The organism is uncultured Roseovarius sp., assembly GCF_913057115.1.
GTDB lineage: Bacteria > Pseudomonadota > Alphaproteobacteria > Rhodobacterales > Rhodobacteraceae > Roseovarius.
Map to the genome: position 1 here is coordinate 1 of NZ_CAJXNN010000037.1, position 14,524 is coordinate 14,524.

17 protein-coding genes are annotated in these 14,524 nt (G+C 61.6%); all 17 read left to right on the forward strand.

Translation table 11 applies throughout. The features are described from left to right. The first annotated feature begins 53 nt into the window (after positions 1-53). The 17 genes from QZ498_RS13905 to nuoF all read left to right on the forward strand — a co-directional run bounded on the left by QZ498_RS13905 (position 54) and on the right by nuoF (position 14,505). The gene (locus QZ498_RS13905; RefSeq protein ID WP_294623254.1) at positions 54-1,658 is read left to right on the forward strand and encodes a carboxyl transferase domain-containing protein; all 1,605 of its coding nucleotides are present in this window, start codon (positions 54-56) and stop codon (positions 1,656-1,658) included. A 94-nt stretch (positions 1,659-1,752) separates the two neighbouring features. Next, a complete protein-coding gene (locus QZ498_RS13910; RefSeq protein WP_294623256.1) occupies positions 1,753-2,697 on the forward strand; it encodes a nitronate monooxygenase in 945 nt (314 codons plus the stop codon). Between the two features lie 117 nt (positions 2,698-2,814). Next, positions 2,815-4,764 carry an acetyl/propionyl/methylcrotonyl-CoA carboxylase subunit alpha gene (locus tag QZ498_RS13915; protein ID WP_294623258.1) on the forward strand — a complete coding sequence of 650 codons (1,950 nt, stop codon included), beginning with the start codon at positions 2,815-2,817 and terminating at the stop codon, positions 4,762-4,764. Continuing rightward, entirely contained in the window at positions 4,761-5,429 is a 669-nt protein-coding gene (locus tag QZ498_RS13920; RefSeq protein ID WP_294623260.1) for a glutathione S-transferase family protein, read from the forward strand. Before QZ498_RS13915 ends, QZ498_RS13920 begins: the two co-directional genes overlap by 4 nt. Then, entirely contained in the window at positions 5,422-6,276 is an 855-nt protein-coding gene (locus QZ498_RS13925) for a hydroxymethylglutaryl-CoA lyase (protein ID WP_294623261.1), read from the forward strand. Before QZ498_RS13920 ends, QZ498_RS13925 begins: the two co-directional genes overlap by 8 nt. Before the next feature lie 60 nt (positions 6,277-6,336). After that, entirely contained in the window at positions 6,337-7,119 is a 783-nt protein-coding gene (locus QZ498_RS13930; RefSeq protein WP_294623264.1) for a crotonase/enoyl-CoA hydratase family protein, read from the forward strand. Between the two features lie 265 nt (positions 7,120-7,384). Next, complete coding sequence (locus tag QZ498_RS13935) at positions 7,385-7,750, forward strand: NADH-quinone oxidoreductase subunit A (RefSeq protein WP_294623322.1); 366 nt, start codon at positions 7,385-7,387, stop codon at positions 7,748-7,750. Then, a complete protein-coding gene (locus tag QZ498_RS13940) occupies positions 7,741-8,274 on the forward strand; it encodes an NADH-quinone oxidoreductase subunit B family protein (RefSeq protein WP_294623266.1) in 534 nt (177 codons plus the stop codon). The genes QZ498_RS13935 and QZ498_RS13940 overlap by 10 nt, the downstream gene beginning before the upstream one ends. A 54-nt stretch (positions 8,275-8,328) precedes the next feature. Next, positions 8,329-8,937, forward strand: coding sequence for an NADH-quinone oxidoreductase subunit C (locus tag QZ498_RS13945; protein WP_294623268.1), 609 nt, complete (start codon positions 8,329-8,331; stop codon positions 8,935-8,937). A gap of 29 nt (positions 8,938-8,966) precedes the next feature. Further along, on the forward strand, positions 8,967-9,137 hold the full coding sequence (locus QZ498_RS13950; protein ID WP_294623270.1) for a hypothetical protein: 171 nt from the start codon (positions 8,967-8,969) through the stop codon (positions 9,135-9,137). Continuing rightward, positions 9,134-9,340 (forward strand): hypothetical protein, encoded by a 207-nt coding sequence (locus QZ498_RS13955; RefSeq protein WP_294623272.1) that lies wholly within the window; start codon positions 9,134-9,136, stop codon positions 9,338-9,340. The genes QZ498_RS13950 and QZ498_RS13955 overlap by 4 nt, the downstream gene beginning before the upstream one ends. Next, positions 9,340-10,557: an NADH-quinone oxidoreductase subunit D gene (locus QZ498_RS13960; protein WP_294623274.1), complete on the forward strand. Its 1,218-nt coding sequence runs from the start codon at positions 9,340-9,342 to the stop codon at positions 10,555-10,557. The genes QZ498_RS13955 and QZ498_RS13960 overlap by 1 nt, the downstream gene beginning before the upstream one ends. Next, entirely contained in the window at positions 10,554-10,841 is a 288-nt protein-coding gene (locus QZ498_RS13965; RefSeq protein WP_294623276.1) for a hypothetical protein, read from the forward strand. Before QZ498_RS13960 ends, QZ498_RS13965 begins: the two co-directional genes overlap by 4 nt. Positions 10,842-10,843: 2 nt before the next feature. Beyond that, entirely contained in the window at positions 10,844-12,055 is a 1,212-nt protein-coding gene (locus tag QZ498_RS13970; protein ID WP_294623278.1) for an NADH-quinone oxidoreductase subunit E, read from the forward strand. 34 nt (positions 12,056-12,089) lie between these two features. Continuing rightward, the gene (locus QZ498_RS13975; protein WP_294623280.1) at positions 12,090-12,959 is read left to right on the forward strand and encodes a hypothetical protein; all 870 of its coding nucleotides are present in this window, start codon (positions 12,090-12,092) and stop codon (positions 12,957-12,959) included. Positions 12,960-12,974: 15 nt separating this feature from the next. Further along, a complete protein-coding gene (locus QZ498_RS13980; protein ID WP_294623282.1) occupies positions 12,975-13,202 on the forward strand; it encodes a DUF5337 domain-containing protein in 228 nt (75 codons plus the stop codon). Positions 13,203-13,209: 7 nt separating this feature from the next. After that, entirely contained in the window at positions 13,210-14,505 is a 1,296-nt protein-coding gene (nuoF, locus tag QZ498_RS13985) for an NADH-quinone oxidoreductase subunit NuoF (RefSeq protein ID WP_294623285.1), read from the forward strand. Positions 14,506-14,524 lie beyond the last annotated feature (19 nt).

Here is a 14,524-nt window from a genome sequence, read left to right on the forward strand (position 1 = left end):
AAAAATGCAACAAATTGGTGGGCCGAGGGCGGCCTTGAGGAGCGAGGAACGGGATGAAACTGCAATCGAAGGCGATTCCGGCATCAGAGGAATTCAAGGCCAACCGCGAGGGGCATCTTGAGGCCTTGCGCGTGGTCGAAGAGGCCGCAGAAATGGCCGCAGCCGGGGGCGGCGAGGCGGCACGCGAGAGGCATTTGAGTCGCGGCAAGATGCTGCCGCGTGAGCGGGTGGCCAATCTGCTGGATCCGGGCAGCCCGTTCTTGGAGGTGGGCGCCACCGCGGCGCATGGGCTTTATGATGGCGCGGCACCCTGTGCGGGCGTGATCGCCGGGGTGGGCCGGGTGCAGGGCCGCGACGTCATGGTGGTTTGCAACGACGCCACGGTGAAGGGTGGCACCTATTACCCGATGACGGTCAAGAAGCACCTGCGCGCGCAGGAGATTGCCGAGGAATGTCACCTGCCTTGCGTCTATCTGGTGGATAGTGGCGGGGCGAACCTGCCCAACCAAGACGAGGTGTTCCCGGACCGCGACCATTTCGGGCGGATTTTCTATAATCAGGCGCAGATGAGCGCCAAGGGCATTCCGCAGATTGCTGTTGTCATGGGGTCTTGTACCGCGGGCGGGGCCTATGTGCCCGCGATGAGCGATGTGACGATCATTGTCAAAGAGCAGGGCACGATTTTCCTGGCCGGACCGCCCTTGGTGAAGGCCGCCACCGGTGAGGTGGTGAGCGCCGAGGATCTGGGCGGGGGCGATGTGCACACTCGCTTGTCGGGTGTGGCCGATTATCTGGCCGAGGATGATGCACACGCGCTGGCGCTGGCGCGGCGGGCGGTGGGCAATCTGGGGGCGGCGACGGTCCCGGGAGTGCGGTTTGAAAGCCCCGAGGCCCCGGCCTATGACCCAGAGGAGCTGTTTGGTGTGGTGCCTGCGGACCTGCGCACGCCCTATGACATTCGCGAGGTTATCGCACGGGTTGTCGATGGCTCGCGCTTTGACGAGTTCAAGGCGCGGTTTGGCGAAACGCTGGTCTGTGGTTTTGCCCATGTGGAGGGCTGCCCGGTGGGGATTATCGCCAACAATGGCGTGCTATTCAGTGAGGCGGCGCAGAAGGGCGCGCATTTCGTGGAGCTGTGCAGCCAGCGGCATATCCCCTTGGTCTTCCTCCAAAATATCACCGGCTTCATGGTGGGCCGGAAATATGAAAACGAAGGCATCGCCCGGCATGGGGCCAAGATGGTGACGGCGGTGGCGACCACCAATGTGCCGAAAGTCACGATGGTTGTGGGCGGCAGTTTCGGCGCGGGCAACTATGGGATGGCGGGCCGTGCCTATCAGCCGCGCTTTATGTGGTCTTGGCCCAATAGCCGGATTTCGGTGATGGGCGGTGAGCAGGCGGCGGGCGTTCTGGCCACCGTCAAGCGCGATGCGATTGAGCGTAAGGGCGGCGAATGGTCGGCGGAGGAGGAGGCCGAGTTCAAGCGCCCCACGGTGGAGATGTTTGAGCGGCAAAGCCATCCTTTGTATGCCAGCGCGCGCTTGTGGGACGATGGCATTGTCGATCCGCGCAAGAGCCGGGAGGTGTTGAGCCTGAGCCTTCGGGCGGCGTTGAATGCGCCCATCCAAGACACGCGGTTTGGCGTGTTCCGGATGTGAGGGGGTACGGCTTGCATATCGAAGGCTGGCCCGGCCCGGACGGCCCCGCCCACCCACCCGCCGCCCGGACCGGGCCAGCGCGGGAGGCTATGCGATGATTGCGACGCGGTTGACCGAGCGCTTTGGGCTGGAGGCCCCGATCGTCAGCGCGCCGATGGCCATGGCGGCGGGCGGGCGTTTGGCCGGCGCGGTGAGCGAGGCCGGGGGGCTTGGCTTTATCGGCGGGGGCTATTGTGACCCGGAGTGGATCGCGGCGCAGTTTGGTGAGGCGGGCAATCGGCCTGTCGGCTGCGGCTTTATCACCTGGGCCTTGGATGAGGCCGGTCCGGCCCTCTTTGACAGTGTTTTGGCGCGTGGGCCTGCCGGAGTGTTTTTGTCCTTTGGTGAGGCCGCGCCTTATGTGGCGCGGGCGCGAGACGCGGGCGTGCCGAGTTTCGTGCAAGTCCAAGACGTGGCCGGGGCGCGGGCGGCGCGTGATGTGGGCGCCGATGTGATTGTCGCCCAAGGCAGTGAGGCCGGGGGTCATGGGGCCACGCGCGGGACCATGAGTTTGGTGCCCGAGGTGGTGGATGCGGTGGGCCGTGACGCGCTGGTTCTGGCCGCGGGCGGGATCGCCGATGGCCGGGGTTTGGCAGCTGCCTTGATGCTGGGGGCCGATGGTGTGCTGGTGGGCACGCGGTTCTGGGCCGCTGAGGAGGCTTTGGTGGCCGAGGGGTTTCAGCGCGCCGCCGTGGAGGCCACGGGCGATGCCACGCAGCGGACGAGCCTGCCGGATGTGGCGCGGGGGCTGGATTGGCCTGCGCCTTTTACCATTCGCACCCTGCGCAATGCTTGGGTTCGTGAATGGGAGACTGTTCCGGGCGGGCCTGCGAGCGATGAAGCGCGGGGGGCTTATGCCCGGGCCGTGGCGGAGGGTGACCCTGATGGTGCGCCGGCGATTGCCGGGGAGGCCGTTGGGTTGATCCATGGGGTGCGGCCTGCGGCACAGATTGTCGAGGCGATGATGCAAGAGGCGCGGGTGGCGCTGGGCCGGTGGTGAGCGTGGCCCGTTTGATCGAGCCGGTGGTGGCTTTGGTGGGCGTTGGAGGCCTCCGGCGGGAGTATTTTGGGAAAGATGAAGCAGGGCGAAACGGCCTTTGCGGATGGGAGAGACGAGATGTTTGACACGATCCTGATTGCCAACCGGGGGGAGATTGCCTGTCGGGTGATGGAGACCGCGCGGGCTATGGGTGTGCGCGTGGTGGCGGTTTATTCGGATGCGGATCGGGGGGCGAAACATGTGCAGATGGCCGATGTGGCGGTACATATCGGTGGCTCGGCGCCCTCGGAGAGTTACTTGCGGGGGGAGGCGATTATCGCTGCGGCCAAAGAAACCGGGGCGCAGGGGATTCATCCCGGCTATGGGTTCTTGTCGGAGAACCCGGAGTTCGTGGCTGCCGTGGAGGCGGCGGGGCTTACCTTTATCGGACCTTCGGCAGAGGCCATTCGCGCCATGGGCCTTAAGGATGCGGCAAAGGCATTGATGGAGAAGGCAGGCGTGCCGGTGGTGCCGGGCTATCACGGGACAAATCAGGGTGCCGCCTATCTGGCCGAGCAGGCCGAGGCAATTGGCTATCCGGTGTTGATCAAGGCCGTGGCGGGCGGTGGCGGCAAGGGGATGCGCCTTGTGGAGCGTCCGGAGGAGTTTGCCGATGCTTTGGCGTCTGCCCAGGGGGAGGCGGCGACGGCCTTTGGCAATTCTGATGTGTTGATTGAGAAATTCGTGCAGCAGCCGCGCCACATTGAGGTGCAGGTGTTTGGCGATGGGCAGAGTGCTGTGCATTTGTTCGAGCGGGATTGTTCGTTGCAACGGCGGCATCAGAAAGTGATTGAGGAGGCCCCGGCACCGGGGATGACCGAGGAGATGCGCGCGGCCATGGGTGACGCGGCGGTGCGCGCGGCGGAGGCCATTGGTTATAAAGGTGCTGGAACGGTTGAGTTTATCGTGGATGGCAGCGGTGGGCTACGCCCCGACGGCTTTTGGTTCATGGAGATGAACACCCGGCTTCAGGTGGAGCACCCGGTGACCGAGGCCATTACCGGCGTTGACCTTGTGGAATGGCAATTGCGCGTGGCCAGTGGCGAGGGCTTGCCCACGGGCCAAGAGGAGTTGCAGATTACCGGCCATGCCTTCGAGGCGCGGCTTTATGCCGAGGACGTGCCGAAGGGGTTTTTGCCCGCCACGGGGCGTTTGGCGCATCTGGCGTTTCCCGAAGGCGCGCGGTCGGACAGTGGCGTGCGGACCGGCGACGAGATCTCACCGTTCTACGATCCGATGATCGCCAAGTTGATCACGCATGGGCCCAGTCGTGCAGCCGCCCTGCGCAAGCTGTCGCGGGCTTTGGAACGCTGCGAGGTGGCCGGGACGGTGACCAATCTGGCTTTTCTGGGGGCTTTGGCGGGACATGAAGGTTTTGCCAAGGGCGAGGTGGATACCGGGCTGATTGCCCGTGATCTGGAGGCGCTGGTCGTCGCCCCACAGGCGCGGGCGCATGAGGTGGCTTTGGCCGGTTTGGCAGCACTTGGGCTTCTGGAGGCGCAGGCTCCGGCGACTGGCTTTGCCCTGTGGACGCCGCTCCGTCGGGCGGTGCAGTTGCGCCATGAGGGCGAGGAGTTGAGCGTTTACGTCCACAGTCACGGCGCGGAGGCGCATGACGTTGAAGTGGGTGATGAGGTGATCACCGCGCGTCGCGTCGGTGGCCGCTGGATGCTGGGTGATCAGGTGGCCCCGGACGTGGCGGTGACCGGTGACCTCGTGACGGTCTTTTCTCAATATGGGCTGGCCTTTGAGGTTATCGACCCGCTGGCACGCGATGCCATGGCCGGTGGCGATATGGACCTGATCGAAGCGCCGATGCCGGGGCTGGTGAAAGCGGTTTTGGCGCAGCCGGGGCAGAAGGTGGCCGAGGGCGACAGGCTTGCCGTGTTGGAGGCCATGAAGATGGAACATTCGCTTTTGGCGGCGCGCGATGGCACGGTCGAGGCGGTCTTGGTCGAGGAGGGCGCACAGGTGGAGGCCGGTGCGGCGCTGATCAAGCTGGCTGAGGAAGGGGAGGCTGCGGCATGATTACGCTGCACCATGTTCCACAAAGCCGGTCCATGCGGGTTTTGTGGTTGCTCCATGAATTGGAGGTTGGGTTTCAAGTGGTTGAACATGCCTTTGACCGAAGCCTTCGAGAGCCGGAATTCCGGAGCCTGTCGCCTGCGGGGCGCGTGCCTGCGCTTGAGATCGAGGGCGAGCGGATGTTCGAATCCGGGGCCATGGTGGAATACCTTTGCGAGCGGTTCCCTGAGCGCGGCATGGGGCGCGCGCCGGGGGATATGGACCGGATGGCCTGGCTGGTTTGGGTGCATTTTGCCGAGACAGTGAGCCAGCATGTCGCGGCGCTGACCCAGCAGCACATAATACTGTACGAAGACGAGATGCGCAGCCCGATCATCATGCAGCTGGAGGCGGCGCGCCTGCGCAAGTGTTACGAGGCGATCGAGGCGCGGCTGTCGACCCCGGTGGAGAACCGCGACTACCTTTTGACCAGCGGGTTTTCGGCTTGCGATATCGCGGTGGGGCAGGCGGTGTATATGGCGCAGCGGTTCGCGAGGTTGGAGGGCTTTCCGGAAGTGCAGGCTTGGTATGCGCGGATCACCGAGCGGGACAGCTTTATCAAAAGCCTGCCGGGACCGGAGAGCGCGTTGATTTTCGAACAGGATTTTTATGAGGCTTGGGATGGCTGAGCGTGTCGAGATATTCGAGGTAGGCCCGCGCGACGGGTTGCAGAACGAAGCGCGGCAAATTTCCACGGCGGAAAAGATCGCCTTGGTGGATTGCCTGAGTGGGGCAGGCTTTGCGCGGATCGAAGTGGCGAGTTTCGTCAGCCCCAAGTGGGTGCCGCAAATGGCCGATAGCGCTGAGGTGTTGGCCGGGATTACCCGTGTGCCGGGCGTGTCTTATGCGGCATTGACGCCGAACATGCGCGGCTTTGAGGGGGCGGTGGCTGCGAAGGCCGACGAGGTGGCGATTTTCGGGTCGGCTTCGGAAGGGTTTTCCCGCGCCAATATCAACGCGACGATTGCGGAAAGCCTTGAGCGGTTTGCGCCGGTTATGGAGGCGGCCGAGGGGGCTGGGATTCCGGTGCGCGGCTATGTGTCTTGTGTGACGGACTGCCCGTATGATGGTGAGGTGCCGCCAGAGGATGTGGCGCGTGTGGCCGGGGCCCTTTTCGAGATGGGCTGTTACGAGGTGAGCCTTGGCGACACCATCGGGCGGGGACGGCCCGAGCGGGTGGATGCGATGTTGGCAGCGGTGTTGGAGGTTGTTCCGGCCGAGCGATTGGCCGGGCATTTCCATGATACGGCTGGGCGCGCTTTGGACAATATCGAGGCGTCACTGGCAAGAGGCTTGCGTGTGTTCGACGCGGCTGTCGGTGGATTGGGCGGTTGCCCTTATGCGCCGGGTGCTGCGGGCAATGTGGCGACCGAAGCAGTGCATGATCGGCTGATCGCGCTGGGCTATGAAACCGGGTTGGACCGGGATGTCTTGGACAAGGCAGCAGAGATGGCGCGGGCCATGCGGGCCGGGTGACAAGAATTTTCGAAAATTCTTGTCAAAATTCTTGCAAGAATTTTGGCACGGGAGAGGGTGATGAGCGAGACAATCAGAATTAAGCGCGATGCGCGGGGTGTGGCGACGCTTTGGTTGGCGCGGCCGGAGAAGCACAACGCCATGTCGGCGCAAATGATCGCGGAACTGCATGGGGCGGCCGAGGCGCTTGGCGCGGATGAAACCGTGCGGGTAGTCGTGTTGGCCGCCGAGGGCAAATCGTTTTGTGCCGGCGGCGATCTGGGCTGGATGCGAGAGCAGTTCGAGGCGGAGCCTGAGGTGAGGTCCTCCGAAGCGGCGAAACTGGCGCATATGTTGCAGGCACTCAATACGATGCCGAAACCTCTGATCGGCCGCATTCAAGGCAATGCTTTTGGTGGTGGCGTGGGTTTGGCAAGTGTCTGCGACGTGGCGATTGGTGCGGACAGCATCCTCATGGGGCTGACCGAGACGCGGCTGGGCCTGATTCCGGCGACCATTGGCCCATATGTCTGTGCGCGCATGGGCGAGGCCAAGGCGCGGCGGGTTTTCATGTCGGGGCGCCGGTTTGGCGCGGCGGAGGCGGTTGAGTTGCAGCTTTTGGCCCGCATTGTCCCCGCACAGGCGCTGGACGATGCGGTGGAGGCAGAAGTAACGCCCTATTTGGAATGCGCACCTGGCGCGGTCGCCCGCTCGAAGGCCTTGCTGCGGCACATGGGGCCACAGATTGACGACGAATTGATTGCCCACACGGTCGCGGAACTGGCGAAATGCTGGGAGGGAGAGGAGGCCCCCGAAGGAATCGGGGCTTTCTTTGACAAGCGAAAGCCAAGCTGGGGAAGCTGACCCTGCCGAAATCGGGGGATGACAGGCCAGAGAATCGCTCTAATCTCGGGTCTATGGAAGACGTGTCCACGGATCGCGGCATGCAGAGAATACACCTGCAAGAGCAAAAATGCATACCAGTGCATACAATTCAGGGAGTGCGACCCCTTCACATCTTTGAATGTGTCTGCCGTTGGTTGACCCCAACGGGGGGCAGGGGTAAACCGTGGAACGTGAATGCAGCCATTTTGATGTGCGCAAGCGCGCGCATGGAAGGAGCCACCCCGTGGAAGAGATGCTGAGGGAATACCTTCCCATCCTTGTCCTCTTGGCGATTGCCATCGGACTGGGCCTTGTTCTTATTCTGGCCGCCGTGGTGCTGGCCGTTCGTCACCCCGATCCTGAGAAGCTGAGCGCTTATGAATGCGGGTTCAACGCTTTCGACGACGCGCGGATGAAATTCGACGTGCGCTTCTATCTGGTGTCGATCCTGTTCATCATCTTCGACCTTGAGATTGCCATGCTCTTTCCGTGGGCGGTGGCGTTCAAGGATGTCTCGATGGTGGGTTTCTGGTCGATGATGGTGTTCTTGGCGGTTCTGACGGCGGGCTTTGCCTATGAATGGAGGAAAGGGGCCATGGAATGGGAGTAGCAACCGGAGCGAATACAGCTGGTGCCGACCGTGAGCATGCCACTCAGGGTTTGAACCGCGAGTTGCAGGACAAGGGGTTCCTTGTCACCTCGACCGAGGACATCATCAACTGGGCCCGGACGGGCAGCCTGCACTGGATGACCTTCGGTCTGGCCTGTTGCGCGGTTGAGATGATGCACACGTCGATGCCGCGCTATGACATGGAGCGCTATGGCACAGCGCCGCGTGCCAGCCCGCGCCAGTCCGACCTGATGATCGTGGCGGGAACGCTGACCAACAAGATGGCTCCGGCGTTGCGCAAGGTTTATGACCAGATGCCCGAGCCGCGTTATGTAATCTCGATGGGGTCCTGCGCGAATGGTGGCGGGTACTACCACTACAGCTACAGCGTTGTGCGCGGCTGTGACCGGATCGTACCAGTGGATATTTACGTACCCGGCTGCCCGCCGACCGCCGAAGCCTTGATGTATGGCATTCTGCAATTGCAACGCAAGATCCGCCGGACGGGAACGATTGTACGCTGAGGCGTGCCAATTTTGCGACGTGCCCGCCGAGCGGCGCGCGAAAGGACGAAGACGATGAGCAACGCGCTGAAGGAACTGGGTGCGCATATCGAGGCCAAGCGGCCCGACTGCGTTCTGTCATGGGACGTGACCCGTGGCGAATTGAATGTGACCGTGGCCCTGCCGAATATCGTGGGGCTGGTGGAGTTCCTGAAGACTGACGCCACCTGCCGGTTCACGACGCTGGTGGATATCACCGGCGTGGATTACCCAGAACGCGCCAAGCGGTTCGACGTGGTCTATCACTTCCTGAGCATGTATCAGAACCAACGCATTCGCCTGCGGGTCGCCTGCCGCGAGGAAGATATGGTGCCCTCGATCACCGGCATCCATCCGAGCGCCAATTGGTTCGAGCGAGAAGTTTTCGACATGTTCGGCATCCTGTTCACCGGGCATCCGGACCTGCGGCGTATCCTGACGGACTATGGTTTCCGGGGGTATCCGCTGCGCAAGGATTTCCCGACCACGGGCTATACCGAGGTGCGCTATGACGAGGTGCAAAAGCGGGTGGTTTATGAACCCGTGAGCCTTGTTCAGGAATACCGGCAGTTTGATTTCATGTCGCCATGGGAGGGTGCGGAGTACATCCTACCGGGTGATGAGAAGACGGAAGATGCGAAGTAAGCGCAATGGTTTAGGGACTAGGTAACGCGATGATCTGGCTTATTCTTCTTTCAGTGGCCTTCGTAGTGCCCTTCTGGAAGTTGCTGCCGCACTATGGCATCGCCAGCCCTTGGGCGCTTGTGGCGATCTTGCCCGTCGGGGCATTGATCCTGCTTTATATCATGGCCTTCGGGGCCAAGCGGAAAGGAGGCCCGGCATGATGGGCGGTGGATACGGCATGGGCGGAGGCGGCCTTTTGTGGCTTGTGATCTTCGCGGCACTGGTGGTTATCCCATTCTGGAAACTTCTGCCGAAGTTCGGGATTCCCAATTGGGTATCGCTGGTCTCGATCATTCCGCTTGGGGCGCTCGTTCTGCTTTGGGTCATGGCGTTCCGTGATAAAATTGACGGAGGGAATGCGTGATGGACGGCTCAAAATTTGATGACGCCCTGACGGGCGAGCAGCAAATCCGTAATTTCAACATCAACTTCGGGCCGCAGCACCCGGCGGCGCACGGGGTGTTGCGCCTTGTGCTGGAGCTGGACGGTGAGATTGTCGAGCGGTGTGACCCGCATATCGGCCTTTTGCATCGCGGCACCGAGAAGCTGATGGAAAGCCGCACCTACCTGCAAAACCTGCCATATTTCGATCGGCTGGATTACGTGGCCCCGATGAACCAGGAACATGCCTGGTGCTTGGCCATTGAAAAACTGACGGGGGTCGAGGTGCCGCGCCGCGCGAGCCTGATCCGGGTGTTGTATTCCGAGATTGGCCGGATTTTGAACCACCTGCTGAACATCACCACGCAGGCGATGGACGTGGGTGCGCTGACCCCGCCGCTTTGGGGCTTTGAAGAGCGCGAGAAACTGATGATCTTCTATGAGCGGGCCTGTGGCGCGCGCCTGCACGCGGCTTATTTCCGCCCCGGTGGCGTGCATCAGGACCTGCCGCCCGAATTGATCGACGATATCGAGGAATGGGCGAAGGATTTCCCCCGGGTTATTGACGATATCGACGGGTTGTTGACCGAGAACCGGATTTTCAAGCAGCGGAATTGCGACATCGGGGTTGTGACCGAGGAAGACATCCAGGAATGGGGCTTCTCGGGCGTCATGGTGCGCGGCAGCGGCATGGCATGGGATTTGCGCCGCGCGCAGCCCTATGAATGCTATGACGAATTCGAGTTCCAGATTCCGGTGGGCAAGAACGGCGATTGCTATGACCGTTACCTGTGCCGGATGGAAGAAATGCGCCAGTCGCTGCACATCATCCATCAGGCGATTGAAAAGCTGCGTGCCCCCGAGGGGCAGGGCGACATCCTTGCCCGCGGTAAGATCACGCCGCCCAACCGCGGTGAGATGAAACGCTCGATGGAAGCGCTGATCCATCACTTCAAACTCTATACCGAGGGCTTTCACGTCCCCGAGGGCGAGGTTTATGCCGCCGTTGAGGCGCCCAAGGGCGAATTTGGGGTTTACTTGGTGGCGGATGGCACGAACCGGCCCTATCGTGCCAAGCTGCGGGCGCCGGGCTTCTTGCACCTGCAAGCGATGGATTACGTGGCCGGTGGCCACCAGTTGGCCGACGTGGCCGCGATCATCGGGACCATGGATGTTGTGTTCGGGGAGATCGACCGGTGAAGAAAGTTCTTGTTCCAGCCTTGGGCGGTCTGGCCCTTCTTTCGCTGGCCGCTTGTGATGTTCCGCCCGAAGGTACCACCGCCGAAAACATCGCCGAATACGAGATGGCCGTGGCTAGCATCGGCTGTGAAATGGTGGGTGAATCCGACTATTTGCCGGTCGAGTTCCAAGCGGGTCTGACCCGTGAACAAACGACCGCGATTACCTCTTACATGCTGTCAACCGGCAAGGCGGAACGCCTGCCCGAGGGCGGTGTCAAACTGACCACAGGAGCCTGTGCTTAAGAATGCTGAGACGTCTCCATCACGAACAGCCCGAGAGCTTTGCTTTCACCCAAGCCAATCAGGCATGGGCCGAGGCGCAGATATCCAAGTATCCCGAGGGGCGTGAGGCCAGCGCGATTATTCCGCTGCTTTGGCGCGCGCAAGAGCAAGAGGGCTGGCTGACCCGCCCGGCGATTGAAGCTGTCGCAGATATGCTGGGCATGGCCTATATCCGGGCGCTTGAGGTTGCATCGTTCTACTTCATGTTCCAGCTTCAGCCGGTGGGCAGCGTGGCGCATATCCAGATTTGCGGCACCACCTCTTGCATGATCTGCGGGGCAGAGGATTTGATCGGTGTTTGCAAGGAAAAGATCGCCGCGAACCCGCATGAGGTGTCCGCCGATGGGAAGTTTAGCTGGGAAGAGGTGGAATGCCTTGGGGCCTGTGCCAATGCGCCAATGGCCCAGATCGGCAAAGATTATTATGAGGACCTGACGGCGGACCGCTTGGGTGAGATTTTGGATGAACTGGCGGCGGGCAAGGTGCCGACGCCGGGGCCGCAAAACGGGCGCTATGCCAGTGAGCCGAAATCGGGCCTGACCGCGCTGACCGATTTTGACAGCGGCAAGTCGCAGTATAACGCAAGTGCCACGTTGGCCACCGAGATCGGCGATACCGTCAAGCGGATTGATGGCACCGAGGTGCCGCTTCTGGCGCCATGGCGTGACAAGGGAGCAATGCACAAGCCCGCCGATCCGGCGGTGAAGGTGCGCAAGACGCCGGCTGAGATCAAAGCGGCTGGACCCAAGCCCGGCAAGGGTGCGAAGGCCGACAAGACCGGCATTAGCAAGGAAGAGGCGCAAGCCAAAACCGCAGCCAAACCGACGGCGAAGGCCGCGCCTGCGCCGGTCAAGGAACCAGCCGAACCTGTCGCGACATCGGGAGAGGGCAAGAAGCCCAAGACGATGAAAGCGCCGCGCAAGGCCGGGGCCGACGATCTGAAGATGATCAAGGGCGTGGGGCCGAAGCTTGAGAAATTGCTTCACGCATTGGGCTTTTTCCATTTCGACCAGGTGGCGAAATGGACCGAAGAGGAAGTGCAGTGGGTTGACCAGAACCTTGAAGGCTTCAAGGGCCGCGTCAGCCGCGACAACTGGGTCGAACAGGCGAAACTTTTGGCGGATGGTAAGGAGACGGAGTTCTCGGCCAAGGCCAAGAAAGGAGGCGTCTATTAAGGGCGCCAGTCTGAGATAACAGGGGGTACTTGTGATGTCGAATACTGCAACGTGGAGCCCGTGCCGCATCATCTGTTGGGGCGTGGCGGCCTTGATCGGCCTGATTGTGCTTTTCAGTATATCGGATGGCGTTGGTTTTCTTGCCGCTTTGATGGCAGCGGTCGCTTTGGGGGTGTTCATTGGGCTTGTCGCGACTCGTTTGATATGCACCGGCGAGAGCGGTACTGCGAACGAGGGTGCTGGAGGCACCTCAGATGCGGCGACAGGTGCTGCTGCGGCGGCCTCGAAAGTGGGATCGGCAGTGGCCGAGAAGGCTTCGGAGGCCGCAGAAGCTACGACGGAGGCCGCGAAAACAGCTGCGAGCAGCGTTAGTGAGGCTGCCAATGAGGCGACGGACAAGGGCAAGGACGCGGCGGAAGACGTCAAGGCAAGTGCCAAGGCGACGGCACGTGCTGCCGAGGAAAAGGTCAAATCCGGAACCCTTTTGCAGGGTGAAGAGGAACTGGCCAGTCGCAAGGGCGAGTGGAGTTACGACAAGTCAGGCGCGGAGGCGAGCACGAGTGCCGCCGCGACGCCGGATTATGATGGCGATGGTGTCAAAGAAGGCGTGAACGAGGGCAGTAAGCCCGAGGCCCTGTCGGCGCCCAAGGGCGGGCAGGCGGATAACCTCAAGGAAATCAAGGGTGTCGGCCCGAAACTTGAGGCGATGCTGAACGACATGGGCTTTTACCACTTTGACCAGATCGCCGACTGGGGCCCTGAGCAAGTGGCTTGGGTGGATGCCAACATCAAGGGTTTCAAAGGCCGGGTGAGCCGCGACAATTGGGTCGACCAAGCCAAGACCCTCGCAAGTGGCGGGGAAACGGAATTCTCCAAGCGCGTCGAAGACGGCGACGTGTATTAAGGGGTGCAACAGACGATGAGCCATAATCCAGACGAAATGCAGTTGGCACGAAAGGGCCGCACCGTGGGTGTGGTCATCGCGTTGACAATGCTGGTCTGGATGGGCGCACAGTGGCTGGGCGCGCAGATGGGATGGCCTGTACGGTTCGTCTTTCTGTTCGACCTTGCCGCCATCGCCGCCATGATCTGGGCGTTGGTGGTAACCTATCAAATCTGGCGTGCGCGCCAGAACAACCGAAGGTGACAAGCGGATGCTGAAAGACCAGGACCGTATCTTTACCAATCTCTACGGTATGCATGATCGGACCCTGAAAGGGGCCAAGGCACGTGGGCATTGGGATGGCACGGCGAAAATCTTGCAGAATGGGCGCGACTGGATCATCGAACAGATGAAAGCCAGTGGCCTGAGGGGCCGGGGCGGCGCGGGCTTCCCCACGGGCCTCAAATGGTCATTCATGCCCAAGGAAAGCGATGGGCGGCCCGCCTATCTGGTGGTCAATGCAGATGAATCCGAGCCTGGCACCTGCAAGGATCGTGAGATCATGCGCCATGACCCGCATACCCTGATCGAAGGGTGCCTGATCGCCAGTTTCGCGATGAACGCCCATGCCTGCTTTATCTATATCCGCGGCGAATACATCCGCGAACGCGAGGCGCTTCAGGCCGCGATTGACGAAGCCTATGAGGCCGGGTTGATCGGCAAGAACGCCTGCAAATCGGGCTGGGATTTTGACCTTTACCTGCACCACGGGGCCGGGGCCTATATCTGCGGCGAGGAAACCGCTCTTCTGGAAAGCCTTGAGGGCAAGAAGGGGATGCCGCGGATGAAACCGCCCTTTCCGGCCATGGCCGGTGTCTACGGCTGCCCGACCACTGTGAACAACGTCGAGTCGATTGCCGTTGTCCCAACCATCCTGCGGCGCGGACCGGAATGGTTCGCGGGCTTTGGTCGCCCCAACAACACCGGCACGAAGATTTACGCCATTTCAGGGCATGTGAATAACCCCTGTGTCGTGGAAGACGCGATGTCGATCAGTTTCGAGGAGTTGATCGACAAGCACTGCGGTGGCATCCGTGGTGGATGGGACAATCTCAAAGCCGTCATTCCGGGCGGGTCCTCGGTGCCTTGTGTGCGTGGCGAGAAAATGAAAGACGCGGTCATGGATTTCGACGCCCTGCGCGAAGTGGGGTCGAGTCTTGGAACTGCGGCGGTGATCGTCATGGACAAGGATACCGACATCATCAAGGCGATCTGGCGTCTGTCGAAGTTCTACAAGCACGAAAGTTGTGGCCAATGCACGCCGTGTCGTGAAGGAACAGGCTGGATGATGCGGGTCATGGACCGTTTGGTACGTGGCGAGGCGGAAGTCGAAGAAATCGACATGCTGTTCGACGTAACCAAACAGGTTGAGGGCCACACCATCTGTGCGCTTGGCGATGCGGCAGCATGGCCCATTCAGGGCTTGATCCGCAATTTCCGCGATGAAATTGAGGACCGCATCAAAGCCCAGAAAACAGGCCGCGTGAGTGCGGTCGCAGCAGAGTGAGGGGCGCGTAACCTTGACC

Excerpts from the sequence above, each read along its gene's own strand:
- QZ498_RS13905 (WP_294623254.1), top strand. The coding sequence starts at position 54 with ATGAAACTGCAATCGAAGGCGATTCCGGCATCAGAGGAATTCAAGGCC.
- QZ498_RS13910 (WP_294623256.1), top strand. The coding sequence starts at position 1,753 with ATGATTGCGACGCGGTTGACCGAGCGCTTTGGGCTGGAGGCCCCGATC.
- QZ498_RS13915 (WP_294623258.1), top strand. The coding sequence starts at position 2,815 with ATGTTTGACACGATCCTGATTGCCAACCGGGGGGAGATTGCCTGTCGG.
- QZ498_RS13920 (WP_294623260.1), top strand. The coding sequence starts at position 4,761 with ATGATTACGCTGCACCATGTTCCACAAAGCCGGTCCATGCGGGTTTTG.
- QZ498_RS13925 (WP_294623261.1), top strand. The coding sequence starts at position 5,422 with ATGGCTGAGCGTGTCGAGATATTCGAGGTAGGCCCGCGCGACGGGTTG.
- QZ498_RS13930 (WP_294623264.1), top strand. The coding sequence starts at position 6,337 with ATGAGCGAGACAATCAGAATTAAGCGCGATGCGCGGGGTGTGGCGACG.
- QZ498_RS13940 (WP_294623266.1), top strand. The coding sequence starts at position 7,741 with ATGGGAGTAGCAACCGGAGCGAATACAGCTGGTGCCGACCGTGAGCAT.
- QZ498_RS13945 (WP_294623268.1), top strand. The coding sequence starts at position 8,329 with ATGAGCAACGCGCTGAAGGAACTGGGTGCGCATATCGAGGCCAAGCGG.
- QZ498_RS13950 (WP_294623270.1), top strand. The coding sequence starts at position 8,967 with ATGATCTGGCTTATTCTTCTTTCAGTGGCCTTCGTAGTGCCCTTCTGG.
- QZ498_RS13955 (WP_294623272.1), top strand. The coding sequence starts at position 9,134 with ATGATGGGCGGTGGATACGGCATGGGCGGAGGCGGCCTTTTGTGGCTT.
- QZ498_RS13960 (WP_294623274.1), top strand. The coding sequence starts at position 9,340 with ATGGACGGCTCAAAATTTGATGACGCCCTGACGGGCGAGCAGCAAATC.
- QZ498_RS13970 (WP_294623278.1), top strand. The coding sequence starts at position 10,844 with ATGCTGAGACGTCTCCATCACGAACAGCCCGAGAGCTTTGCTTTCACC.
- QZ498_RS13975 (WP_294623280.1), top strand. The coding sequence starts at position 12,090 with ATGTCGAATACTGCAACGTGGAGCCCGTGCCGCATCATCTGTTGGGGC.
- QZ498_RS13980 (WP_294623282.1), top strand. The coding sequence starts at position 12,975 with ATGAGCCATAATCCAGACGAAATGCAGTTGGCACGAAAGGGCCGCACC.
- nuoF (WP_294623285.1), top strand. The coding sequence starts at position 13,210 with ATGCTGAAAGACCAGGACCGTATCTTTACCAATCTCTACGGTATGCAT.